The sequence below is a fragment of the Microcoleus sp. Pol12B3 genome (assembly GCF_036701355.1).
In the GTDB taxonomy this organism is placed as follows: domain Bacteria; phylum Cyanobacteriota; class Cyanobacteriia; order Cyanobacteriales; family Microcoleaceae; genus Microcoleus.
On sequence record NZ_JAUBQS010000032.1, the window covers coordinates 1 to 24,869 of the forward strand.

20 protein-coding genes and 1 pseudogene are annotated in these 24,869 nt (G+C 44.1%); 14 read left to right on the forward strand and 7 right to left on the reverse strand.

Annotation, left to right across the window (positions count from 1 at the left end; all coding sequences use genetic code 11):
* Positions 1 to 214: pseudogene (locus tag QUA53_RS17190) on the forward strand (relaxase/mobilization nuclease domain-containing protein); the annotation flags it as partial.
* Between the two features lie 281 nt (positions 215 to 495).
* Positions 496 to 834: a hypothetical protein gene (locus QUA53_RS17195; RefSeq protein ID WP_015179799.1), complete on the forward strand. Its 339-nt coding sequence runs from the start codon at positions 496 to 498 to the stop codon at positions 832 to 834.
* 126 nt (positions 835 to 960) lie between these two features.
* On the opposite strand, the gene QUA53_RS17200 is transcribed toward QUA53_RS17195, so the two are convergent.
* Positions 961 to 2,073, reverse strand: coding sequence for an IS630 family transposase (locus QUA53_RS17200; protein WP_333098757.1), 1,113 nt, complete (start codon positions 2,071 to 2,073; stop codon positions 961 to 963).
* A 269-nt stretch (positions 2,074 to 2,342) separates the two neighbouring features.
* Between QUA53_RS17200 and QUA53_RS17205 the strand changes: the two genes are divergently transcribed.
* Entirely contained in the window at positions 2,343 to 2,759 is a 417-nt protein-coding gene (locus QUA53_RS17205; RefSeq protein ID WP_333098756.1) for a XisH family protein, read from the forward strand.
* Positions 2,747 to 3,079, forward strand: a complete 333-nt coding sequence (locus tag QUA53_RS17210; protein ID WP_333098754.1) for a XisI protein — start codon at positions 2,747 to 2,749, stop codon at positions 3,077 to 3,079. Before QUA53_RS17205 ends, QUA53_RS17210 begins: the two co-directional genes overlap by 13 nt.
* Positions 3,080 to 3,314: 235 nt before the next feature.
* Here the strand turns inward: QUA53_RS17210 and QUA53_RS17215 are convergent, their stop codons facing one another.
* The 5 genes from QUA53_RS17215 to QUA53_RS17230 form a co-directional block, all read right to left on the reverse strand.
* Complete coding sequence (locus QUA53_RS17215; RefSeq protein ID WP_333098752.1) at positions 3,315 to 3,833, reverse strand: hypothetical protein; 519 nt, start codon at positions 3,831 to 3,833, stop codon at positions 3,315 to 3,317.
* 45 nt (positions 3,834 to 3,878) lie between these two features.
* Positions 3,879 to 4,139: a transposase gene (locus tag QUA53_RS29245; RefSeq protein ID WP_445304959.1), complete on the reverse strand. Its 261-nt coding sequence runs from the start codon at positions 4,137 to 4,139 to the stop codon at positions 3,879 to 3,881.
* Positions 4,135 to 4,443, reverse strand: coding sequence for a transposase (locus tag QUA53_RS17220; RefSeq protein WP_333098750.1), 309 nt, complete (start codon positions 4,441 to 4,443; stop codon positions 4,135 to 4,137). The genes QUA53_RS29245 and QUA53_RS17220 overlap by 5 nt, the downstream gene beginning before the upstream one ends.
* Positions 4,440 to 4,826 carry an IS630 transposase-related protein gene (locus tag QUA53_RS17225; RefSeq protein WP_333098748.1) on the reverse strand — a complete coding sequence of 129 codons (387 nt, stop codon included), beginning with the start codon at positions 4,824 to 4,826 and terminating at the stop codon, positions 4,440 to 4,442. The genes QUA53_RS17220 and QUA53_RS17225 overlap by 4 nt, the downstream gene beginning before the upstream one ends.
* A 100-nt stretch (positions 4,827 to 4,926) precedes the next feature.
* The gene (locus QUA53_RS17230; protein ID WP_333098747.1) at positions 4,927 to 6,000 is read right to left on the reverse strand and encodes a hypothetical protein; all 1,074 of its coding nucleotides are present in this window, start codon (positions 5,998 to 6,000) and stop codon (positions 4,927 to 4,929) included.
* A gap of 241 nt (positions 6,001 to 6,241) precedes the next feature.
* Here QUA53_RS17230 and QUA53_RS17235 point away from each other — a divergent pair, with 241 nt between their 5' ends.
* Positions 6,242 to 6,865 (forward strand): siphovirus Gp157 family protein, encoded by a 624-nt coding sequence (locus QUA53_RS17235; protein WP_333098746.1) that lies wholly within the window; start codon positions 6,242 to 6,244, stop codon positions 6,863 to 6,865.
* 435 nt (positions 6,866 to 7,300) lie between these two features.
* On the opposite strand, the gene QUA53_RS17240 is transcribed toward QUA53_RS17235, so the two are convergent.
* A complete protein-coding gene (locus QUA53_RS17240) occupies positions 7,301 to 7,519 on the reverse strand; it encodes a hypothetical protein (RefSeq protein ID WP_333098745.1) in 219 nt (72 codons plus the stop codon).
* Between the two features lie 189 nt (positions 7,520 to 7,708).
* On the opposite strand from QUA53_RS17240, the gene QUA53_RS17245 reads away from it, so the two are divergent.
* From QUA53_RS17245 to QUA53_RS17285, 9 genes are all read left to right on the forward strand, one after another.
* On the forward strand, positions 7,709 to 11,278 hold the full coding sequence (locus QUA53_RS17245) for a hypothetical protein (protein WP_333098743.1): 3,570 nt from the start codon (positions 7,709 to 7,711) through the stop codon (positions 11,276 to 11,278).
* Positions 11,279 to 11,699: 421 nt separating this feature from the next.
* The gene (locus tag QUA53_RS17250) at positions 11,700 to 14,108 is read left to right on the forward strand and encodes a hypothetical protein (RefSeq protein WP_333098740.1); all 2,409 of its coding nucleotides are present in this window, start codon (positions 11,700 to 11,702) and stop codon (positions 14,106 to 14,108) included.
* 136 nt (positions 14,109 to 14,244) lie between these two features.
* A complete protein-coding gene (locus tag QUA53_RS17255; RefSeq protein WP_333098738.1) occupies positions 14,245 to 14,856 on the forward strand; it encodes a hypothetical protein in 612 nt (203 codons plus the stop codon).
* 307 nt (positions 14,857 to 15,163) lie between these two features.
* On the forward strand, positions 15,164 to 18,367 hold the full coding sequence (locus QUA53_RS17260) for a hypothetical protein (protein ID WP_333098736.1): 3,204 nt from the start codon (positions 15,164 to 15,166) through the stop codon (positions 18,365 to 18,367).
* 14 nt (positions 18,368 to 18,381) lie between these two features.
* Positions 18,382 to 19,368 (forward strand): hypothetical protein, encoded by a 987-nt coding sequence (locus tag QUA53_RS17265; RefSeq protein WP_333098734.1) that lies wholly within the window; start codon positions 18,382 to 18,384, stop codon positions 19,366 to 19,368.
* 204 nt (positions 19,369 to 19,572) lie between these two features.
* The gene (locus tag QUA53_RS17270; protein WP_333098730.1) at positions 19,573 to 20,658 is read left to right on the forward strand and encodes a hypothetical protein; all 1,086 of its coding nucleotides are present in this window, start codon (positions 19,573 to 19,575) and stop codon (positions 20,656 to 20,658) included.
* Positions 20,659 to 20,897: 239 nt separating this feature from the next.
* Complete coding sequence (locus QUA53_RS17275; RefSeq protein WP_150111742.1) at positions 20,898 to 21,494, forward strand: hypothetical protein; 597 nt, start codon at positions 20,898 to 20,900, stop codon at positions 21,492 to 21,494.
* 169 nt (positions 21,495 to 21,663) lie between these two features.
* A complete protein-coding gene (locus QUA53_RS17280) occupies positions 21,664 to 23,664 on the forward strand; it encodes a hypothetical protein (protein ID WP_333098728.1) in 2,001 nt (666 codons plus the stop codon).
* A gap of 109 nt (positions 23,665 to 23,773) precedes the next feature.
* On the forward strand, positions 23,774 to 24,499 hold the full coding sequence (locus QUA53_RS17285; protein WP_333098726.1) for a hypothetical protein: 726 nt from the start codon (positions 23,774 to 23,776) through the stop codon (positions 24,497 to 24,499).
* Positions 24,500 to 24,869: the final 370 nt, after the last annotated feature.

Here is a 24,869-nt window from a genome sequence, read left to right on the forward strand (position 1 = left end):
ACTGCCTATAGAATTCTTACAAGAACTCGATAGCGTTATTATAGCGATCGCAGAAGATTCTCACCTCGCTCGAAATGTGCGATCGTTGCTACCGGATGCAGAACTTGTCAATCCACCGTCAAGTTGGAATGATATCTGGATACAATTAATTGAGCAAGAACAGCAAACTCACCAACAGCATAAACAGCGCATCCAAGACATCGAACTGGATTAGTTATGGTTCCATAAAAAAGTGAGTAGTGTTTAATACAAAGGCTACTTAACAAATTTTCAGCTCACGACCTAAATTACTGATAGTGCTGCCACTAAGTATTACAAATTTGTGAATAGATTTATCAAGTATTTTTTCTTAATCTGCTAAGTAAATTGAGACGGCGCTTGCTCATTGTTTTTTGTAAGCCGACCTTGATAAAAATAAATTATTTATAGGTTTTTTTAATCCTACAAAAAAAATGAGCGCTGGCGCGCCAAAAAATAAAGTATCGGAGATAAAAAATGGAAGTATCGCAAACCAACACCTACTACTTCAATAATTTAACCTTGATCCACCACACAGAAAACGAACTGTACATTATGGGAAGGCAAACAACACTGGTCTTAAATTTTCAACAAACAAGCTATCAAACGCTCGACCAAATAATCCACGTTCTGCGACTTTTGAGAGACAAAAAAGTCCAAGACAGAAAGTCAATTATCGAGCAAGAGCTGCTGGCCTTAAACTTCCAATTCCCTCTCGAAAGCAGCAACCGTAGCAACAACGACACCAACAATGGTAGCAGCAATGGTAGCAGCAACGGCAGCCCCAAAAACTGCGAGCTAAAAATCGACTGGTAATTAAATGATGCCGGAGAGATAAGTTTGTTTCTCCGGCAGCCACTAGCAAACATTTTTCGCCACATCCAAAAAAGCCTTCCTCTCATAGCAGCATAGGTGTATCTCCTGCACTAAGCTGTTCGACATCTAAACTGCATTAACCAAGTTACCTTTATTTTTTATTTTTCGGTTCCATTTCATAATTAGTTCTTCTTCATTTAAAAGTTTATGTAACAGTGATTCTAGTTTTTCAATGGATTCAAATAATCTATTAGCAACATATTCCTTGGCCGAATGCCATACTAATTCAACTAGGTTATAGTCAGGGCTATATTTGGGCAAAAACTCTATGATTAGATTCGGCATTTCTGACGCTATTTTCTGCAAAGTCTCTGCTTTTTTATGAAAACTAGCGTTGTCCAAAATTATCACAAACTTACAGCCTTTATCTTTAAAGTCTTCGGCTAAATTTCCTTGCAATATCCACTCTGCTTTTAAATCTTCATAAAAATTTTTTAGCACTGCATAAAAATTAGCAGAATTCCCAGATGGAATAAAATCTACCCATCTTTTTTTATCTGAATATCTCACTCCACCCATGACATTAATACGACCTTTTCGTCGATCTCCTCTTTTTTTACTTCGAGTCCCTTTTTTACACCAGTTCTTCCTTCTGATTACTCTTAAACTAAATCTACTCTCGTCCCAAAACCATACCTGTAAAAGGTTTGGAGATTCTTTTTCTATTTTTAAATATTCAGCTAATTTATCTTTAAATAAACCCCTCTCTACGGTATCTTGTTTATCCTCTAAGCTATATTTCGCCCAGAGGTAAACATACTTTTTTGACTTTAAAATTCTCCTTACTTGAGTGCTACTCAGTTCAATTCCTGTCTTTTTTCCTAAATATATGGCAAGTCTAGCTGTTGTCCATCTCCCGAATTCATAGCCATATTTCTCAGGTTCTACTTCAATTGTCTCTAGAAGTAAATCAATGTATTCTTCTGTGGCTTTTCGGTAGTGACCCTTCATCCTATCATCTTTAAAACTGTCTAAATTCTCAGGCTCACCATGAATACTCCAATAAGCAACTTTTCTTAGAGAACATCCAATTATTTCAGCAGTTTGAGCTTGTGTATTTCCGTTATTTAGTAACAAAAAAATTAAGGCTCTTTGCCGAATGTCTGGATGCTCATGCTCTTTTAATACTTGTTGAAGAGTTTCCTTGGTTTCGGAACTTAGAAAGTTTTTAGCAGGCATTTACTTTTTCTGAATATCATTATGTTATATTATACCAATATGCGTTTTAAATGCACAACAGCTTAAGAGCAAGCCGATATGTTCGAGTCGTCGGGCGCAACACTATGTCGGCTGCACAATTATATTTGGACGAAAGGCTTCTTCTGATCTAAAAAAAGCCGAGGGGCAAAGTTTTGTGGCGCTGCCCGAGAACATCGCTTTCAAATGAATAGGGTATATACTTGAAATAAAACTCTCGAAGATATTAAACACAACGAGTCAGTACAGCTATGTCTGCTAAAGATGTCTTTCACGAAGTCGTTAAAATCGCTCTCCAGAAAGATGGATGGCAGATTACTCACGATCCATACACTTTACAAGCAGGAACTCTAGAACTTTACATGGACTTGGGTGCCGAAAGGGTGGTTGCGGCCGAAAAAGACGGACAAAAAATTGCCGTTGAAATCAAAAGCTTTATTGGCCCCTCCAAAATCTCCCAGTTTTACACAGCATTAGGACAATTCATTAGTTATCGAGCAGCTTTGCAACAACAAGAAACTGAGCGCATTTTATACCTAGCAGTACCCAGCAATGTCTACGAGAGTTTTTTTACAATGGGGTTTATTCAGTCTTTAATTCAACAAAACCAAATTCATTTAATTGTTTACGATATAGAGCAGGAGGCGATCGCACAATGGCAAATGTAGACCTTTATAGGCAGCACATCCAAAATCTGCTCTCCCAACACGCTAGTCTTGTGTGGGATGAGCGAATTCAGGCTCAAACTATCTTTGATACCGAGCGCGATCATTATCAATTAGTATATGTGGGCTGGCGCAATCACCGGCGAATTTATGGCCCGGTTTTGCACCTGGATATTATGGACAATAAAATTTGGATTCAGCAGGATGGAACCGAGGTAGGTATTGCCAACGAACTCGTAGAATTAGGAGTTCCTAAACAAGACATAATACTGGGTTTTGACCCCCCTAATATGCGACAATTAAGTGAATTTGCGCTCGGATAGATTACGCTTAAGTGTTAAAAAAACTAGCTGTTTTGAAGGCTACTTTTTTAATACTTAACCGCTTTCGTCAGCTTGTATAATTTTTGCAACTGGGTGTTATATTTCGTACTTGAACTTAACACTCAGTTGCTTGTGCATAATTCCTCTATCTATTGCTTTCGCCAATGCGCCTCAACTCCTCGTCCCCGACATTCTAAACGTCCTGCATCCCTTTCCCGGCGCAATAGACGGCGAATCAAATTAATTCCCACTGTCGGACACCGTTCCTGCAATTCCCTACTGGAGAATTCTTGAGGCAAATTGTTAATTGCATCCAATACGATCGCCGTTTTAGTTCCTTTTGCGGATGTAACATATCCCACCCGCTGCTCAAACTCCCGATAAGCTGATAGCGGCATGAATCCCAAGAAATACTCCCACGCCTGGTAATAGAAGGAATGTGGTTATAATTGGTGTGAATTGTAGTTAACACGTCCCGATAACCCGCAATTTCTTGTTCTGAACGATTGCGCGGCGTTGTTTTTTCAGTTACTAATTTCTTAATCCGTTCTAGCGGCACAGTAATGCCTTCAATGCGGTTAGAAGATTCGGTACTCTGAATAACCGCAGCTTGGCGCAAAGTGCCTAAAACTTGTGGGGCTTGTTGTTTGAATAACTCCTGCTTTCCCTTGTACTCTCCAAGCAAACGAATTGTTTGCAGAAGTCTTTGGTTGATCTGTTGACTTTCAATGAACCCCTCTTCAAATGACAGCATATCTATTTTATCTCCTTTGTATTAATTATACAGCACTTCCGGATGTTATGAGGTACAGTAACAGCAATTAGTAAACCAGTTTTTGAGATGTTTCGGATTAATTAAGTCAAGAGCCACAGCAATTATGGTGTCAACCATTTTAGTGGTAGTTGGTGAAAACTGTCGTAATAAAGATTTGAGTTGCGACCACCATAATTCAATTGGATTAAAATCAGGAGAGTATGGGGACAAACACAAGATAGAAGCACCCACCGCTTCAATCATAGGCTTAATTAAATCTACTTTATGGGCTGGTAAGTTATCAATTCACGTCTACTGCTCCTGACCACAATTGTGGCACTAAACATTGCTCGATAAACACCTCAAATGCTTGGCTATCCATCGAGTTGTCCATGGTCATTAATGCCACTACTCGATTGAGAGTAATTGCACCAATTACTGTGACTTTCTTGCCTCGATAAAAAGGTTTGATCGCATAGGCTCTAGTTCCTTTTTGGGAACGTGCATGAGTTCTGGTTAAACCTAGCAAGACTCCTGTCTCATCTAAAAATACTAGATTTTTTGGGTCGATATGCTTGACTTTTTCCCAATACTCTAACCTTAACTTCATGACTCTTTCTGTGCCCGCTTGGCTACTTCTGACTGTTTTTTTTTACGATTTAACCCCAACTTCTGTAAGGCGCTACACATGGCTGTTCTGCCTACCCAATTTCCGGTCTTTTGGGCGAATAACTCACACAATTCTACCAAAGTTGCATCGGGATGTGCTGCCACTATTTCTCTTAACTCTTTTGACGCATTATTCAAATAACTGAATCTGGGTTTACCCCTGGGTTTAGGCTGTAAATTTCCCTCTATTTTTTGTTGCTTGACAAGTTTTTGAACTAAGCTTTTACTGCAAGCAAATATTTCTGCTGTTTTTCTGATCGACAGCTTCTGATCTAGATGGGCTGCTACTATTTTGGATCGCAAATCTACTGAGTATGCTTTCATTGGTATATTATTTTTAGTTAATTCTATTGTACCTCATAACATCCGGTAGTGCTGTAAACATTTATTGCAGTCAATAACTCGGATATTGCGGGCGCTCGCATCAAAACTTTGAAACCCGATCGCAAGCAGAACCGACGCCAAATCCAGGTAAATAAGTAAGGCGATAGTTGCTTTTAGCCATAGCCCTTGCCTCTCTTGTTGTCCAAGGTTTGACGCTCAGCAAATCGGGTTGAGTTTCCAGTTGCTTTAAATAAGAGCGATCGCCCGTTACAAAGGCGATCGCAATCGCCAAGAACTTGCAACAGCTCAAAGGAGCCTGAACCACCTGCTTTTCAGTAAACCTAACCACAATCCAATTCCACTCTAAGAATAATTGATTGCGGCGCATATCGCTGTCAGCATCGCAGCAGTGAGTAGGCTTCTTAGATTTGCCAGCATAAGGTTCATCAATCTCGACATCAATTCCTATCCCAGATGCAGTGTGAATTACAATAAAATCTGCTGAATAGCTCCTCTGAGATGACGGAATTTTAAACTCTGCTGCTTGGACAACTTCCTCGAAATATTGCTGCAAATATTGCAAAAACCGTTGTTCACTCAGTCCTTGCCGAGCTTGAGATATGCCATTAGGACTAACCCGAAATGACATCAAATCCTTGAGCGCTCGATTTCTGAAATCTAACTCAAGTTTTGCGCTTTTTAAACCTGTATACAACCCTTGTTTTTCCACCTTAAAACTAGAAACTTCTTGCTGTTTATTAGAGGATAAATGTTGATGGGATAATATATTTTGTTGATTGTACTCAAGAAGTTGCTGCTTATACCTGGATAGCAGTTTTTGACGGCAACCAAACACATAACTATAAGCAGCCGCCATTAAACATGAATAAGCAGCTACTACCAACAGCATTTCCCACCACAGCCAACCCCAAGAAATAGCTAACAGCCCAAGTGCGTGAGCACCATAGAGCCAAAACACCCAAATTAACCACAGCAACTTGACAGGTAACACCACAGGTGGTTGAGGCGGAGTCAGCAAAACAACAGGTTGTCCGAATTGTTGAGTTTGTTGAAGTTGGGATGAGGTGGCACAACTAGAAGTTGCCTCTGGCAAAGGATATTGATGGCAGAACTGCATTACCACTTTTGGGTAAAAAACTATAGGATAGTTCATAACTTTAAATACTCCTTTTTTTAAGAGCGCGGTCGCGCTATTTTTAAGAAAGTTTTTTGAATTGTATGCAAAAAATCACCCAGTCAAAGTCACAAAATTTAACTCATTCTCAACCACTTAGCAAAATTCAAAAGGACAAACAAATCTCTCTTAAATCCGACCCGAAAACAATGGCTGCGCTTACTCAACTCGAAGAACGCCGCGATTATTATCACACCTGCATCAACGGAGGATACTAAGCATGAATTTAGCCACAGCGACGCTTGCTCAAAGTTCAATAACTGCGGCTCAAGTTTGGCATCAACTAGAATCAGCAGAAAGCTCAGAAGAAATCGACCAACTGCTGCAATCCCTTTGGCAAACCCAAGAAACCCAGGAACTCGCTGTTGATGCCCATGCCGACTTAGCCGACCAAATTGATGCCGAAATTGCAGGAATTACAGCGCGAATGCAGTATTTGATAGAACTGCATTCAAGAGCTCTCAACAAACTCCAGGGGTGGAGAGAGCGCTTAGACCAAACCGTTCTATACTTCAACGAGTGTGGCGTGTTAACTTCAGAAATTCTCGGCAAACACCGCCGCATTACTGTTAAGGAAAATCCGCCTACCTGTGAAGTTTCGATCGAGCCATCTCAACTGCCAGAACCCTATCGCCGAGTCGAAACCAAAACCGTAATTTCTGCCGACAAAAAGGCGATTGCAGACGCTTGGAAAAAAGGAATACCTGTAGATGGTACTAGGGTTTTCCGCAAGCGCAAAGTGGTCTACAGCTTGCTTCCCGGTAACAATTTGCACTCTCTTCAAGTCAACCAGACGCTTGAGAGTCGTTCTTCGGATAAAACGCAGTCCAAAAAACGGCGTTAGCCATCTTTTCAGGTGTCACAAATACCTTGGTATGACACCTGAATTGTTAGACATCTCCGAATTAGACACCTCCGAAAAAGAAGGTGAAACGCTTGTTTTGTAAGAGCGAAAACTTAATTTTTCTCGATATAGCCTTTTTCAGTTAGCTAGGTAATTGGTACAAGGTAATTGGTACAAGGTAATGCGTAATGAGGCATGGTAAGGGAGCAGGAATGGTTCAGGCCGGGCTGGTAGCTAACACGATCGAAAATTACCAATCCTGAAATTAACTATTACCGATTACCTATTACCTTGTACCGAGCTTGGGAGTTATAAATTTTCAGTTGTGACTTGTGAATTTTAAGAAGTTTCTTTAACTCACTACTCACGCATTCACGCCTTCAAAACTCAGGAGAACCGAAGCGTACCTCATGATACGGAAAAGTGCTAGCTCTATTACAAATCAATCCAGTATTGAGGGTTTTCAACTTGTTCTTCAGTGACGTTGAACAACCTTGACGCTCTACCTTTAATAACCCCGCCAGCATCGATGCTCAAACCTCCAAACTGCTGACTGTTTTCACCTTCTCCAAAAGCAACGCGGGCAAGTGCATCGCTATCGGAGAAATAATCTCGTCGGCTTTCCATAGCCGTAGTTGTGCGAACTACTTTCACTTTTTTTCTCCACATTGGGATTATCAATCTCATTGTAACACGCTACTTCTTTCTGATAAACCCCTCCAATTGGAGGGGGTGAATATCACTCAGTAGCAGGAATTTGTGAAGGAACAACCTTGTCAAAATCTGGACTATTACTGTGCGTAAGTCCTAAAAATGTAAAAACTAGGATTCAGGAGCTAATCAATGAGCAGAAGAAAACTTACCCCAGAATATCGCTCCACAGAATGGGTAGCTGGGGAAGGACTAAAAATCCCAGTCTTTGATATGTCCTTGACTGACGGTAAAGCAAAGGGGCGGTACCAAGCTGAATCAGAAGTGCTGCGTAATTCCCTGCTTGAACTGCTTTTTGAACCTGAAGAATTAGCATCCCTAAGCATCGTTAAACCAGACCCAAATGATAGCAGCTTCGACCCTTTGAAAAACATCGATTTCGGAGATGGTATTACCAGAAGAGTTGCTTTCAGCTCCGGCAAAAATGTTTACTTTGCAGACATTGAACTCTCAACCAAACTGTTGAGCGTATTCAAAACTCAACCCGACCACGCCTGTCGCTATGGCTCACTGCTAGTTAGCAGTTGCAACCTTGGAGCCAAATTGTTAGATAGCTCCCTTGACGGCGAAACCTTGCGAGTCAAAATTGTTGATTCTCAAAGCGATGACGAGAGTGAAAAAGCGAAAGCTCATAAGTGGCAAACCGGAGACTGTCACGGTAAAATTTCACCGGAACTAGCCCAACAATTAGGAGGGAATTACAACCGACCTTTTCAATTCAGATTTGCCTGGATGCAGGAATGGGGACAAGAAGACTGCCACACTCCAGAAATTAGCTTTCTTGCCAAAGGAACGCTGTTGCCTGATGCTAATTTAACCTCCGACTTGGGTTATGATATCATCATGGATCGCTCCTCTATCAAAGGAGTTGCTAAAGAGCAATTAGCTGAACTTATCCCCTGTGGCGACTACGAATTTCCCAAAGCTATACTGGGAAATCGAGGCAACGCCAAAGTAACTGAATACGAAAATTCCTGGCAATTCTCGATTTGGTATTCCGAAGCAGCTATTGGGGCTGACATAGCCACACCGACCAAAATAGAAGCCCAAAAGCTAGCTGACTTGCAAAATAACCGGCTGCAACTTGCCAAATACTTAGTGGAGCAGCACGACAAAAAAGCTGCTTTTCAATCTAGCCTTCACGAAGACAGCAGCGGATTAGAAGACGAAACAGATGAAAAAGCCCAGCGCCACGAATCCCGGCTAATTTCAATTTTGAGGAACGACAAACTCGGTCAACTCCTCGACTTTCCCAAAGTCGTCGATTTCATGCAAGAACAACTGGCTAAAAAGTGGAAAGACTTAGCAATTAAGGGAGCAATTCATCATGGTTCAGCAATGGCTCAACCTTGTGAAAACCTCCAACCCGGTACAATTGTTGCCCCCCACTTGCGACACGGCACAGAAGTCATCGTTACCCGATACCCAATTGTCAGTAAAGATAACATCCGCCGCTACACAGTAGACAACAAAAGCCATCCTGAATTAACGCAGTACAAAGGGTGCGTTTTCATTCGCTCCGACCAAGCCATGCAGCATCATCAATGCGATTTTGACGGCGATCAATTAGTGATTACGCCTGCTTCCCGAATGCCCAACATCGCCTCTGAAACCAGGCACGCTAATCAAGAGAATGAGTACGATGCAGTTGAGAAGCGAGAGAAAGTTGACTACACTAAAGCTACCGATAGTGATGGCGATCGCAAGTATACCAAATTGCGGCAAATTGCCGTAGCGATCGCCAAAAATAAAATCGGCTGGGTGGCTACCTTAATCGGGAGAGTGCAATCGTCAGCAGCAGAACCGGGACAGCCAGAAAGTTTATTCAATCAACAGAAGCGGCAGCTTCTTGGAAAGCTATTTGATGCTCTACAAATTGAAGTGGACAGTCCCAAAAGTGCTACTCGCACCGAAGACCACCACCCCACCTTGTTGTCCAAGGCTAAGCAGTGGTCAGAACAGCACCCAAGCTACTTATTTGACTACAAAGACGACCCCAGGCTTTACAAAACGGTGCCATTACCTATAGGAGACGGCACCGCTATCAATTGCATTGCTAGGGAGGCTGTTAACCCTGAGTGGGAACCGACTCGTCTAAAAAGCCGTCACCGCGACGAATTTCGCTACTTGTTTGAGTCTCCTTCTGACTTAGATGAGCGAGAAAAATGGGAGAAACATTATGTCAGGTGGGCGCAAGATATTAAGGAACGCTATCGAGAAAGGATGGGTGAAATTCACTTGGAGTGCGGCGGCGATTCTAAGGCAATTAAAGAAGCCGTCAGCAAGTTATACGAGAGCTTAAGAGCCGATGTGACCGAAGCTTGGACTGACCCTGAAGAACGGTTTTTAGCTGCTAGTGCGATGTGGCACGTCGAAACCGCAAATCCCAACTTAGAAGTCCCTCGCAAAGCTTGTAAGGAACTTTCTCGCCAACTGCTGATTGAATTCAACCTTGAACCTGAGTACGAGCGACTCCACGAAGCAATGCCAAAAGACACTTACGTTCTGAGCGTCCCTTTCGAGGAATTTGAACTCGACGGCAGCGGTAAGACTGTCAGGGATAAGAAGCGACAGCCAGTTGGCAAAGACTTAGCTGGACATTGGAAAGAATTGTTAGACAGCAAAGGCATTAAATATGAAGCAACTTTGCATCCGAGCCTGCCAATGGTCAATTTTGCCTTAATTGAACCCAGCGACAAACTGGTGGGAATTATTGAGAAGAAGTTTGGCGAAAATGTCAACGACATCGACAGTTTAGACTTAACCTACCGCGATGGTCAAGGTCGCACCAAAGATGTGAGTTCACGCATTGTAGCTCCTGCTGATTATACTTGGCTTGAGTCCCAAAACCAAACACCTAAAGCAGCATTGGTTCTCAACCTATTTACGGATGAAATTTGCCAGCAATTGCAAACCTTTCAGTTTAACAGAGCTGAACTGATTGGACAGAAGTACAATGACTTGAAAGATGTTGACTTTAGCAGTCCCAAATGGAGGCAGAAAACATTGACTTTTGAGGTGGGTTCTGTTAGCGGTAGCGGTTCGAGGCGCGACGGCAGCCCTATTGTCCTCCTTGACGGACAAGAATTAGCTATGTTCTCTGCTAATTCACCTAAATTGCCGATCGGCAGTACCTTTGAGGCCACTATTGAACCCTCGCCTAAAGGCAGTGCTCTGATCTTAAACATCAACCCTAGCTCTGTGCAACTAATTGAATCAGTTGAGGAACTTGCAGAAGTCGCGCCAACCCCTTGTCAAGACCGATCGCTATCCGTATCGCCAACTCCTTGTCAAGAGCGACCGCTTGTATCGCCAACCCCTACCCAAAAGCGATCGCAATCCGTATCGCCAACCCCTTGTCAAAACAAACCGCCGTCTCAATCCCAAGACATTGCTGCCAGCCCCGCCTACCTCTCACAATTGCTGAAAGATGCGATTTGTGAAGCATATAACCAAACTGGAGAAACTACAATTCCTGTGGGAAACTGGACAGCTTTTATTAGCAAATCTCGCAACAATGTTAGGTGTTTAGTTAGAGATGAAACTGATAATCCGGTCTTAGCTGCTGACTTGAAAACAGGTCAATTTATTAAGAAGCTTTCGGAAAATAGCAGCGCTCACTTTCTCAAATATCTCTTAAAAGTCGATGCTGAATTAGCAGCCACATCCTCAACAATTAGAGTTGCCGACGCACAACTTTAACGTAATTTCGGAAGTCATATTATGTCCGGTAACTAGACCGTAATTGCAATTCTATTACTTTGCTGTGGCGAATTTACAAATACAGGCTCATGCAAATCATAGAAAAAGCGCAAACCTTTTCAATGCGTGTTGCCTAAATGTGTCTTGCTTGTCGGAGGTCAAAGTCGAATGAGGCAAGAAAAGACACATTCGACTTTGACCCCCCTTGAGGACATTCGTACAACACAGATTGAAGCCTGCGGTGTTATGGGTATTTTGACGGATATGATATGACACTTCTTTTGCTTCCGCTTAATCAATGCCTTCCCCCTCCGATTGGAGGGGGTCACTTTAACTCCCCAAAACCGCACTTTAGAGTGAAGTCACTAGCCATACTGCTCGAATTTCATGGGAAATATCCACTCACGCCGCCACAAAGATTATGGCTACAAAAACAGCATACCGAAGCCGAAGCCAGGGAAACTACATCACCCCTAACACAGCGGAGGGCAAGAAAATCCTCAACTACCTAAGAAATCGCTGCGAGAAAGCTTTAGATTACTGCCTGGAAAACGGACTCACCAGCGTAGAAGATTTTGCCGATGCAATTGAAGAACTAACGGAAGCCGACGGCAAACCTGGCATTAGCGTGGAGGTCAAGCATAACGGACTCGTCCTCAGTTTGAGCGATCGACCCGAGTACGGCTCTACCACAGGTAAGTACATGATGGAACACTTGGGAGAGCCGGACGACAACCGATTTACTAAAACAGGAATTGAAGCATTACTCGATTCGCCTCGAACTAAAACAAGGTCTAAGAAAGACGATTTACTAGATGAATTGGATGATGAGCAACCCTCCCCCAAGTCTAAATCTAAAGCTGCAACTAAGTCTAAAAAAGACGATTTAATAGATGAATTAGAGGATGAGCAACCCTCGCGTCGATCTAAATCTCAAACGGCCAACAAGTCTAAAAAAGACGATTTACTAGATGACTTAGAAGATGATGAACCATCGCACAAATCGAAATCTAAAGCCAATATCAAATCAAAAAAAGATGAAATACAAAATTCGGATGACGACGAGCCATCACCCAACTCTCAAACCAAAAGAAGATCCCGAAAAGATGACGTAGAGGAGTTGGAGTCGGAAGAACCCCTGGTTAAATCTAAAGCCTTAACCCGCTCTCCGAGAGATGAACTAAGTGAACTAGATGAGTTTGAAGTCAAAGAACCTCAACCTAAAGCTAAGCCTCAAACTAAAAGCCACCTTCAAAACTCTGAGCGAGAAGATTTGGAAGACGAAGAATTATCAGCTAAATCCCAAGCCAAAAGAAAACTTCAGACAGATGAAGCGGTAGAAGTTGCTGAATCCTTAGCACGCACACCTTCAAAAACCCGAACTAGCCAACAGCGACCTCAAGGCAAAAAATCAAACGACCAGAACATCGATAGTATCCTCGATGCTGCTGTACAAGTTAGTGGTAGAACAGCCATTTCTGGAAGTGAGGTAGAAGGTACAACTGTCAGCGGCCTGAGCACTCAAGTTGCGGTTCTCGCTACTCTGATGGGGAAAAAAGCAGCTTCTCAAATTATAGAAGCTGCTCTTGGGGCTGGAAAAGAGCGCCAAGTTGCCGGTATTGTCAAAAGGCTCCAAGCTCAAAGCCAGCGAGCTGACTCCCTCTCGCAGCGGGTTACCAACTTGGCTGAAGCGGATTCAATGGCAGATGCAACGGTTGAATCCGAAGCTTTACCAATAGCTGAAACGGAGCCAGAACCAGAACAAAACATCTTACCTGAACCGGATGCCGAATTTGTCTCAACACCCGGTATGCTCTTAGCTAAAGCGGTTAGCAAAGTCCACGGAAAAGTTGATAAAATTTCCGGTCGTGTAAGAGACAACAATTCTGAAAAAACGGCTTCTATTAAGATTGACACAGAGGCGAGTTTTGAAGAACAGCTCGTACAAATAAATGAAGCACTCAACCGACTTGAAAAGCGACTCGATACCCTAGAAGAGCGAATAGAAGCTTTAGAGAACAAACTTTCTCTTCAAAAAAGCGAGACAGGCGTTCAAGCTGGGGATGCAAAATTAGAACCGCCCGACAGCTCAACTCCATCCCTCAGCGACCAATTCGTACAAAACGCAACAGAAATAGGTGAAAAAATTTCATTAGAATCAACAATCCCAGCTAGCAACAGCGCTAGCGCTACTGCTAAAAAAATCACTGTGACAGCCCAAAATCTTACTCAGGACGCCCAACTTGCAGCAACACTGGCAAAAATTTACAGCCTAGCTGAAGAAGAAGCAAATGCGGAAGGCATTGCATTAGAAGACGGGGTTGATTTTGGACAAGCCAAACTTTATGTAACAAATTTTGACTCCTCTACCGCTGTCAGCTTAAAAACTAAGGAAGGCGAGGAACTGTTTTCAGCAGTACAGGATAAAACTGGAGAATGGGAAGTTACAAACGACTTCCTGAAACCTGAAGAAAAAGAAGAACTCGACCGTTTAAAGATTTTTCAACAAGCTCTCAACCAAGAACGTCTAGCTGAAATGGTAAAGAGAAGCGGTCAGGATGAAGTGAGCTTTACCGATTCCCAGGGCTCGCGCCTCGACTTTGAAGTCGAATTCAGCGATAAATCCAAGTCGAAGGGTACTGTCAAAGGCTTTAACTCTCACAGCGAGATAGTTTTTGAGGCTAGCCTCCAAAAAGGTAATCTTGAGGTACTTCTGTGCGACATTCCACCAGAAGTAGTTGAAAATCTCCTCTCCCAACAGCAACTTGCTCCAAACCAGAACTCCAACAAGCAGGAAGCGAGAAAAACTGAGACCGAAATGGAAATTTGAAATAACTTTTTTCACTTGCACCCTCCATTTGGAGGGGGTCACTCTCACTGTATAAAATCACCTTTTTTGGCGATTTTGCAGGGATTAGATGCAACTTAAATTAGCATTAAAGCACTAAATTAATCGAGATAGTGACATGGCTACTTACTTAGACCAAACAAGAAATGAACGAAACCGCAACTCATTATCACGCTGGTTAAAACAACAGAAAATCAAACTGGGCGACATTCCATTCCTCGGCATTTGCCTAACCTCACTCATCTACTTCAGCATTCACGACCCGCTCTTAATTGCGACTTTAGGCTGCTCCAGCATTGTGTTTTTGAGTTTATGGCACCTCACTAGAGCTATTCCCATTGTAGAGCGATACATAGGCTGCAAAATTCGTTTTTGGCACATTGCCACTGCCATTATCACCTCTACTGCACTTTGCTCCGTACTCGATTCCCCAGCCAACGCCCTCTTCCTCTCCGGCTTAGAAGAATTTATGCAAGAACTCGCAGAAGGAGCCTCTTCAGCAGGAGGCGAAGCTATTGATGCTGAAGTCATCGAACTGATTTTCAACTTAATTCGCGGAGCATTTCTTTTGTTAGTAGCAGCCGCTTCTCTTTTCGCCTACAACCAAGCACAACAAGGTAATGACTGGAGACCAATTGTTACCCAAGTTGCCTTAGCCTTTGCCATTGTAATTGCCGTTGACGTAGTAACTTTTCTGTTCGTTGGCAATGGCGGAGGTGGAGGAGCTTAGGGAAGAATGGGAATGGGAATGGGAATGGGAATGGGAAGAATAAATTTTCTAGTTTTGAGTTAAACCTTCTTCTCTTACTTATCAAAAATCCTCTCGCTTGCCTTGAGAAGAACGTGATTTTACTCAACTTGTTCCACCCTTCCTATTCTTTTAATTAGGAACACTGAATACTAGATGTTACTAGCTAACAATCCCCTATATTTTTTCCCTTCCCCTCCCTTCCCAACACAAATTAGTAGCGATTGAAACTAATAACAACCTGGCTTTCCCTTCCCTTCGCCTTCCCCTTCCCCCTCCCCCTATTACCATGCTTAAAGACCCAGATAAAGACTTTATTTCTGTCAACAAAATTCTCGGAAAGCAAGCCAGCATCGGCATCATTCCAGCGGAACAGCTAATTCCCTGGATGCTAATCACTGTAATTTCCTACATCCTCACCAACGGCCTATTCAGCTTAGGAATGCCTTGGTTTTTCATCACTACTTTCTGGCTCATTGTAAGCTGGTGGCTCTTGACAGGTAACAAACCTCACCTTTTTGTAGACAGGTTTAGACCTCCGCCGGGGAATGAGTGGTACAACGGTAATCTTTTATACCTTTCTCCCGTTCCCCAACACCGACCAAACCCGATTCGCCACCGAATCAGCGATTCACAAGTCCGAGTCAAACTTAAACCCAAAGTTGCTCCCACTCAACAAGGAGGTAACAGCCGACTTATGCCCTTCCAAAACTACCAAAACCTCCTGTGTTTAGTCACTATCAAAAAGGATGGTCGAGAAGTTTCTGGTTACTTACTGAATGAAGGCAGTCAATACCAAATTGTATTCGGATTCGAGACGGCTGGCTTTCACAACATCCTGTACCGTCATGAAGTAAACAATGCAGCCACAGCCTTAGAAGAAGGGCTAAAAGACATTCCCCCAGGCGAAAAAATGACCTTTCACACCGGCTGCTACAGCAGCGATTGCGTTCGCCAACAACAGTTAACTGAATTGGCTGACAACTGTCACCTCAAACCCATTTCTGTACTCGTTCGTAACGAACAGAAACGCATTCAAGAACTCAACTTAGCGGGTACCAGACAACTGTGGAACCAAACTATTTTCTGCACTTGGACATTCAACGCTCAATCTGGCTCCAAGTCCAACGACCCTCTGAGTAAATTCATCAATGGAATTATCAACACAGCCAACAGCATTGCTGCACAATTTACAGGCAACCAGCGCATCTACTCTGAACGCTTTTACAAACAACTGCTGCTGGATGCTTTCGAGCAAGGCTACATCCGGTGGGAACTTTTGCTAAACACCAAAATCGGACTGGAAATTCAACCCATGAATGCCCAAGCGCTGTGGGGATGGCTGTGGCAAAAATTCAACAGCGCACCCGTACCCCCTATCCCCCAACTTCTCACCTTAAAAGAAACCGCCTCCGACTACAAACTAACCGAAACTCTCAACAGTCACAAACACGCCTGCACCATTTTAATTGAAGGTATGAGCGGTCGTTCGAGCTGCCCGGAACACAGAAAAGCTAGCTCACGCATTTTGCTCCCCGGCAGAAACGCAGAATGTGGCGTGCTAACAATGGAAGAGGGCCCCGGCGGCTGGCTCAATACTAGAGAGCAACTGCAATGGCTCTGGAAAATTATGAGCAACAGCTACGTCCGCGATACTGAAGCCGTTGTCGAAATTAGCGCCGCTCCCAACTTTATTATTCAAGACAACTTAGCAAGGCAAGCTAAACAATCTAAAAGTGCCAAAAAACGCGCTTTAGAAAAAGGTCAAGGTCGCGATGTAGGAGCAGAAGTCAAACAGGAAGAATCCTTTGAAGCCCAGAAAAAAATGTACAAAGGTGCAAGAGCAATTCACGCTGCTGTCACCTTCTTAGTCTACCGACCAACACCGGAGCAACTAACACACGCTTGCCAAATGCTCTCCCACAGCTTCGGCTCTGCCAAGGTATTAAGAGAGCGCAATATTGCTTGGCAACTGTGGCTAGAAACTTTGCCCATTACTGTAAGCTGGCTGCTGCACAGCAGTTCGCTAATTAACGAACGCCGCCTCACCTTAGACACCGAAACTGTCCCCGGTATTTTGCCCTTAACTGCTGTAAGGGACATCGACTCAAAAGGAGTTGAATTCATCACCTTTGGCGGCAAACCCGTGTACGTTGACCTCATGCACAACCAAACCAGCCGCGCTGTCATAACAGGCGAGTCTGGTTCCGGTAAAAGTGTTTTGGGATGGCGATTTGCCGCCGATGCAATAGCCGCTAATATCCCAGTAGTCGGTATGGACATCTCAGCAGGAAGCGGCAGTACCTTTGAGACAGCAGTGAAACTGTTAGGCGATGATGGTGCGTACTACGACATCACCTCTGGCAGCTCAAATCTACTCGAAATACCCGATTTGAGGCGTTTTGACAGAGAAGAGCGATCGCGCCGACTAGACCAATGGAAAGAGTTTATCAGAAAAGCGCTGACTATTATCAGCATGGGCAAAGTCCGCGACCCAAAATTAGCGCAGCGAGTCGATGCCATTTTGCTGCTAACTCTGAAAAAATTTCTGGAAGACCCAGACATTATCGAGCGCTACAATACGGCATTTGAAAAAGGCTGGAAATCGACCGCGTGGCAAGAAATGCCAACCCTCACAAACCTTCTGAAATTCTGCACGAAAGAGCAACTAAACCTACAAAACTTTACCGACTTCGACCGCATTGCCATCAACCAAATTATCACTCAATGCAACGCATTACTAGCGTCACCTTTAGGGAAAGCAATTGGCAGACCGAGTACATTTTCACCCGAACCCGCTGTTAAGTTTTTTGCCCTTAGCGGTCTGGGCAACGAACAAGACCAGTATTTAATGGCCATTAACGCCCACGCTGCTTGCATCCGCAACGCACTTTCTCACCCTAAAAGCCTATTTATCGGAGATGAACTTTCGATTTTGTTTAAAAAAGATGGATTTGCTGAAGTAGTAGGCGAACTCTGTGCAGTGGGTAGAAAGAATGGCATTTCAGTGCTCTTGCTATCCCAAGATATCGACAGTATTTGCGACTGTAGTGCGGGAACTATGATTATGCAAAACATGGTGTATCGAATTACAGGAAGGCTAACATCAAACGGAGCCAGTTCTTGGATAAAAAATTTGGGATATCCGGCTGAAGTTATTAGCCAAAATGCCACAGAAGCTTTCCTTCCCAGAGCTGCCGACCTTTATTCCAATTGGCTAATTGAAAAAGGAGGTCGTTTCTGGCAAAGCCGATACTATCCAGGCGAAATGATATTAGCAAGTGTGGCTAACAATCAAGCTGAATTGATGGCTCGCGCCCGAGTGATGGCTCAATATCCCAATACGTTAAAAGGGCAATTGCTAGCACTCAAACAATTTGCCTCTGAATACGTACAAGCTGTTAAAGAAGGACGTTCATTAACCAATATTGGCAAGAATGCAGTCACTGATATCAATGGACACAAATCCCCTCAAGACCTTATTGCTAGCTAGACGGAGAAAAACCGATGAAATCACCGAAATTGCTTGTTAAACTTGCCCTCGGCATTCCTGCAATTTGGCTGAGCTTAATACTAAATTCTGTTGAAGCAAAAGCTCAAACCTCTGACAGCAATCCGACTGCAACACAGCTTCCCAGCTTAAACAATCCTAACAGCAGCACTTTCAACCGCTCCAGCTTCACAGTTCCCAATCAACAAATAGAAAGCCAAATCCAACAATCAGCTAATAACTTCTTGAGCAACCCGCAAGAAATAGGAGGTATAGAAAACACAATTAGCGGCATAACAGGCGAAATTTCAGATACCATCTCCACCATCTCCGACAGCATCTCAGGCATCTGGGACAATTTGTTAAATAAAGTCGAAAAATTTAGCAGTGAAATAGAGTCTACCCTCTCTTCATTCCTGGGAGAATTGAAAGTTCCAGACCTAAAAGAAGCAGTTAAAAGCATAATGGACGGCAACACCTCCGAAAGCGAAGGGACAAAACTATCCGCTGCTTTAGAGAAGAGACCGCAAGATTCTTACAGCCTCAAAGAGAATACCGCAGAACTCGCAGAAAGAGAAAGTGCTGTCAGTGAAGCCAATAAAGCCACTCTCAGTAAAGAAGCTCAACAAAAGCAAGCTCAGATGAAAGAAATTGTCCAGCAGAACGTAGAGCAAACTAATCGCGAGAGCCAAAATTCAATGGAATTGGGTGCTGATTCAGAAGGTCAAGATGTCACACAGAACATTATGAGAAACATATCTCAACAAAGTGCGCTCGCAGCTAAGCAAGCAGCCTTATCAGCAGAAAATCAAAGTGCCTTAGTCATGCAGGGCCAGCAAGCTCAAATCGATCGCAGTTTTGCCAACATTCTCAATGCTCAACAAGCTGAAGAACTCAACGAAATCAACACAGCCCAGAGACGGCAGGATGCTGCGGCTGCTACCGCTTCTTCTACTCAAGCCGGACTGTTTCAAATGCCGGGAGGCATCACCTTGGGTGAATAAGGGGAGTGGGGAGTGGGGGAGGGGGAGAGGGGGGAAATGGGGTGAGAGGGTGAGGGGATAAGGGTTTCCTGTTTCCGCTTGTCCCGCTTGTTCTCTCCCACTCTCCCACTCTCCCACTCTCCCACTCTCCCCCTCTCCCTCTTTCTCCCCCTCTCCCACTCTCCCCCTCTCCTTCCCCTTCCCCTTCCCCCTCCCCTTCCAAAGATGCTGACACAACTAATCGCCCAAACTAGCACAGCAGGACAAGCCCTGGACACTCTCTCAGATGCCATAGAAGTCTCTCAAAAAACCGTCGAATCGTGGAATTTAGTTTGGTTTAACACCTTCAACACTCAAGAATCCTCTCTCTGGATTGCCTTAGTCAAACTAGGACTAATTCTAGCGGGAATATCTGTTACTTACCTCGCTGTCACCAGTGGCAAAGAAATCATCGAAAAACAGTCTTGGTCAGAGCTAGTAGCCATGTTTATCTGGCCACTCGTAATTGTAGTATTTCTCAGCAACAACGGTAAAGTCTTAGCTGAGAGTGTCAAATTCATCAAAGCTGTAGGCAGCACTCAAGTTCAAGAAATTATGAAAATTCAAGTCGGAGAAATGACCTTCAGAACTGCCCTGAGTGACGTTAACCTCACCAGTGCTGGAAAAGAAGAGATTGAGAAACTCTACAGCGAATGTCAGGGCAAAGTTGGAGCAGCTTTAGTGGAATGTTGGAACAGCAAAAAACAGCCAGCTCAACAAATCCTCCAGGCAGCCGAACAGCAAAATGGAGGACCTCTCAAAAGCTTGCAGCGATTTGTGGAAAACTTAGGCAATGTTGCCAATCTTCAGGATATAGGAAATGGCGATTTTGCAGGACAAGTTTTTAGGTCTACTGTCTTGCCCATCATTCGCTTAATTCTTAGATCAGTACAGTGGGCATTTGTCAATATTTTAGAAGCGGCCTTGTTGCTAACAGCTTTATTCGGGCCTCTGGCAATGGGTTTATCACTATTGCCACTCCAAGGAAAACCTATCTGGGCTTGGCTAATAGGATTTATGTCGTTATTTGGAGTGCAATTGGGGTACAACATCGTCGTTGGATTAGTCGCTGTAGTGATTGTCAATTCCGATGCAGAGTTAGTTACAGATATCGCCTTTTTATTCTTTTTAGCTGTGTTTTCTCCCGTTCTAGCCGTGTTAATAGCCAAGGGTGGAGGAACTGCTTTGTACAGTGCGATCGCCAATAGCACCAAACAGCTTACAGATATTGCCAGTAACGCGATCGGCGTTATTGCTGGAAAACTGATCTAGGGGAAGGAAATTCCGATAGCTTTTTCTTCACCGAACCGAGTTGTTACTCACTACTCAAACCCAGTTTCCCAATCCATTTCCTCCCTCTCTCCCTATTCTCTATCCCCCATCTCGCCATCCCCTTCGATAATATGAAATTCCCACAATCACAACCCTTACTCCCTGAATCTAAAAACACCTTAGCCTTGTGCTTTGTTCTACTAACAAGCTTTGTTTTCCTCCTGACAATTACTGTTTTAGTGAATACAGTCAGTTTGAGAGCCTTATCTCAAAGAAAAGTTACATTTGTCCAGTTAAAAGACGGAACCGCAGCACGAATTGCAGAACAAGATGAACTGTACAGAGAGCCGAAAATTATCCAAAATTTTGTATCCAGTTGGGTAAATTTAACCTGGGCTTGGTCAGGCAAAATTCCCGGCACAAATGACCCCGACCCCGGCATTAAAGTTAAAGGTTCCCAAGTTCCTACAACTGCTTGGATGGGTTCCTTGATGATGGAATCAGAGTTTGGTAAAGCTTCTCTTGTTGAACTTGCCAAACTCGTTCCCAACACCATCTATTCAGGAAAAACCCGCTCTGGAGTCTATATCTCTCACATCTCAGAACCCAGAGAAATAAAAAGAGGTGTTTGGGAAATAGATGTAATTGCTACTCGCGTAGTGCTAGAGCAAGGCATTGGAGAAAGCCGAGAACAGTTTAATCGAACTTTCACCGTCAAAGCCGTAGAAATTCCCAAATCCCCTCTCAAAGAAAACGCTAATGAATTAGAGAAGACTATTCACTCTTTGAGAGCAGCCGGATTAGAAATTTCCCGAATTGTCGAATTCAAACCCTAGAAGAGGAAAGAGACATGGAAAGGGGACGAACCGGCAAGTGGGTAAATTTAAAAACCTACCGTAACAACTAAATAATTTAAACATTTAGTATGTTTCATCCCTTTGCTTGAAGTCTTCTCTCTTTGCTTTTTTATGTACAGTTAAACACAACACATTCAACTCTAAAGCCATGACTAACAAAAGAAATGGATTAACCGAAAATCCAATTAATACCACTCCTGATAATAGTACCACTACAGCCAATATGAATCATACAACTGCATCAAGTGAATATACCCCTAATAATGATGACGATAACATCAATTCCCCTATTTCCCCTTCTCCAAACCCTTCCCCTTCTGACGATGATATTGATGAAAACTTCATTGCTAATTTCGACCCCAATGCACCCCTAACACTTGAAACTCAATATCAACTCGCTCAAGATGAGGAAAGACCACTGCCCCCGCCTGTTTCCGAAAGAGGCGTTCCTAGAGCAGTGACAATGCTGCTGTTGACTGGTGGAATACTATTGCTAGGACTGCTAATTTGGCAATTTATCAAGCCTAAATCACCTCGCGAACCTATCGCACAATCAACACCAAAAGAAAGCTCTTCTGGCACCATTAAAGATGAAAAACCGGAGTTGCTGGCTAAATTAGCTTACCAAGACCAACAAAAACTGTTAGCCGAAAAACCGCAAAAAACCGCAAAACCCAAAACAGAACCGTCGCCCAAACCGTCAAGAACCCCACGAACTCCGCGAACTCCGCGTCTAGTCGCTACCCGGAGCGCTGCACCGCCACCTACTCCTCTACGCGAACCCCTACCCGCACCCCGAACAGTAGTGCGGACGGTAACAGTACCCGCACCCATACCGCAAAGAACACCCGCGCCCCCACCAGCCCCCATACCCAAACCGTTAATACCCCCACCTTTAATTCCAACTCCAACAGAAGAAAAAATCGACCCGTTTGAGCGGTGGAACCAACTCGCCCAACTCGGACAAATTAGGGGAAATTTTGACCCTAACCGAATAGCGAATGCCGTGAGTGCAACACCAAGCACTTCAGCGACAACAAGTGCTACCGCCGCCGCTCTGACAAAGCCAGCTCCAACAACTGAATTCCTAACAGTCAATATCGGCAACCAAAAGTCGCAACCCTCATACGTTTCTTTCGAGCAAATCCCAGAAAAACTATATAGCCACCCAAATAACGCCAGCGGGGAAAGGCTACACCCGGAGTTTCCTTATGGAGAGGACAGCCTCGAAACCACCGACAACTCCCAAAACCCCACTAACCAATTAACTCCGGCTCCCTTTTCCCCCCAAACAAGTTCCGATTCTACTGATAACTCAATCGAGACTGCGACTCGACTCAGTGCTAGCCGAACGTCCTTGCCCGATACAGAATTTCAAACCCTTTCCCCAGAAACTGCTCCAGAGGCTTCTGCCTTAACAAACTCCCCAACCCTGGAACAAGTAAACTCCCCAGGGGCAAAAGGCATTCTCAACCGCACGCCCCAAACAGCTCAGGTTCCCCTTGGAACCACAGTCAACGGCGTAGTTTCGGTTCCCCTGTTGTGGGATGAAGGCTCAGGCAAACAGCTTTACGACAAATTTGCCGTCACCCTCACAGCCGACTTCACGGCAACTGACGGCTCTATTGCTTTTCGGAAGGGCACGGTTGTCATTGCCAAAGCCAGCACCGTCAGCAAGACCAATCGCATGGTACAAGCTACTGCTGTGGCGCTCGTCTACTCTGATAGAAACGGTCAGATTAAACAGCAGCCCATTCCAGAAGGCGCAATTTTGATTGCAGGAGAGGGCGGAGGGCCGCTGATTGCTTCAGGCTACTTCGACCCAGGTTCAGATATTGCCGGACAGGATATCCTCACCGCAGTGCTGTCGGGAGTTGGACGAGTCGGTCAAGTGTTCGCAGAGCCTAAAGTCAGGAGCTCTAGCAGTATTAGCGGTAGGTTTGGGGGCAGTACAACCACCGTTGAAAGTCGAGACCCGCAAATTTGGTCAGCCGTCCTCGATGGCTTCTTCAGCCCCCTGGCAAAACGGATGGAAAGCCGCTCAGATAGAGCAACTGAAGAACTTTTAAACCGCCCTAATGTAGCTGTGGTTAATAAAGGAACCCCCGTTTCTATTACTGTTAACAGCTTTCTCAACATTTACCGATAACCAAACCGTCGGTAAAAGGTTAAGTCGCCCCAACGCGACTGCGGCGATTAGTAAAGGAAATCCCCGTTTCTACTGTCAACAATTTTCTCAACATCAACGAATAACTGCCATGACGAATCGCATCCAATCCCCAAGAATGCTTTCCCTCGGAGGGCTTTTGTTCACAGCAGTGTTCGCTACTGCGAGCTACCCGAACTGTGCTTTTTCTCAATCGAGAGTAACAGGCTATCAAACTGTAGGTAGAGACATTGCCATCAATAGCGCGATCGATATTTTAGTCTATCCCGGTCGCGCGAGTACGATTGACTTCAGTTCAACCGACGAAGCTCTGGCCTACGTTTTAATTGCCGACCCCTCAAAAATAGTTTTCAGCACCGATGCACAGTTGGCAAGCGGCCAAGCCAAAACTGTTTTCTTGCGTCCCATTCAAGCGCTCAATTTTCCGGGAGCTACCACAGCTACCATCACTAACCTTTCAATCAAAACTGTAGATTCAAAAGGGAAACAGCGACTTTACAACTTCAACATCGTTCCTACCAACAAAGAACCAGAACACTTAGGAATTCGCATCGCTCCCGTCACGCCAAGAATGGAGCCGACTGTGAACGTTGATAGAGGTCGCGCACCCTCTGCATCAGATGTTGAAAAAGGATTGCTGATTGCCATTCAAAAAGGCTACACAGCAGCCAACGACCCAGTAGTCTACAGCGTGCGACAATTTTTAGCTCTAGTAAGAAACCACAATCTATCGGCGGCCGATGCTGCTGCACGAGCCGGAGTAGACTTGTCTGTGATTATCGAACTAGCCAAAATAGTTTTTGAAGAATCAAACTAGCGCTCACACAAACCTACTCATATCTAACTCATGTTAGGCAGAGTTAGGCAAGTGCATTCGTTCCGGGGTCAAGCACAGAGCGGGATAAACGGCGAGCCATCAATTTAAAATCTCAAATCTCAAATTGTTCCAATTACCCATTACCCATTACCAGTCAAGAGCGGTTTTAAGCACACAACTTGGGTTAGTTGAGATGCCAATCATCTCCTTAATACTGCCCGCGCTGAGTCAGGTGGGAACCAGTTGTTTTCCTAACCGCTCGCTCTGAGAATTTATGGCTTTTGACTGATTCAGATTCGTTTGAGGCTGCGCTACTAATAGGGATTAGTCAAGGAGCATAACGAGAGTGAGAGGGGATGGTAACCCAGAA

Coding starts and splice junctions, on each gene's coding strand:
- QUA53_RS17265 (WP_333098734.1), top strand. CDS start 18,382: ATGAAATCACCGAAATTGCTTGTTAAACTTGCCCTCGGCATTCCTGCA.
- QUA53_RS17255 (WP_333098738.1), top strand. CDS start 14,245: ATGGCTACTTACTTAGACCAAACAAGAAATGAACGAAACCGCAACTCA.
- QUA53_RS17225 (WP_333098748.1), bottom strand. CDS start 4,826: ATGAAAGCATACTCAGTAGATTTGCGATCCAAAATAGTAGCAGCCCAT.
- QUA53_RS17235 (WP_333098746.1), top strand. CDS start 6,242: ATGAATTTAGCCACAGCGACGCTTGCTCAAAGTTCAATAACTGCGGCT.
- QUA53_RS17285 (WP_333098726.1), top strand. CDS start 23,774: ATGACGAATCGCATCCAATCCCCAAGAATGCTTTCCCTCGGAGGGCTT.
- QUA53_RS17200 (WP_333098757.1), bottom strand. CDS start 2,073: ATGCCTGCTAAAAACTTTCTAAGTTCCGAAACCAAGGAAACTCTTCAA.
- QUA53_RS17280 (WP_333098728.1), top strand. CDS start 21,664: ATGACTAACAAAAGAAATGGATTAACCGAAAATCCAATTAATACCACT.
- QUA53_RS17260 (WP_333098736.1), top strand. CDS start 15,164: ATGCTTAAAGACCCAGATAAAGACTTTATTTCTGTCAACAAAATTCTC.
- QUA53_RS17230 (WP_333098747.1), bottom strand. CDS start 6,000: ATGAACTATCCTATAGTTTTTTACCCAAAAGTGGTAATGCAGTTCTGC.
- QUA53_RS17250 (WP_333098740.1), top strand. CDS start 11,700: ATGGCTACAAAAACAGCATACCGAAGCCGAAGCCAGGGAAACTACATC.
- QUA53_RS17215 (WP_333098752.1), bottom strand. CDS start 3,833: ATGCTGTCATTTGAAGAGGGGTTCATTGAAAGTCAACAGATCAACCAA.
- QUA53_RS17220 (WP_333098750.1), bottom strand. CDS start 4,443: ATGAAGTTAAGGTTAGAGTATTGGGAAAAAGTCAAGCATATCGACCCA.
- QUA53_RS17245 (WP_333098743.1), top strand. CDS start 7,709: ATGAGCAGAAGAAAACTTACCCCAGAATATCGCTCCACAGAATGGGTA.
- QUA53_RS17205 (WP_333098756.1), top strand. CDS start 2,343: ATGTCTGCTAAAGATGTCTTTCACGAAGTCGTTAAAATCGCTCTCCAG.
- QUA53_RS17270 (WP_333098730.1), top strand. CDS start 19,573: ATGCTGACACAACTAATCGCCCAAACTAGCACAGCAGGACAAGCCCTG.
- QUA53_RS17195 (WP_015179799.1), top strand. CDS start 496: ATGGAAGTATCGCAAACCAACACCTACTACTTCAATAATTTAACCTTG.
- QUA53_RS17210 (WP_333098754.1), top strand. CDS start 2,747: ATGGCAAATGTAGACCTTTATAGGCAGCACATCCAAAATCTGCTCTCC.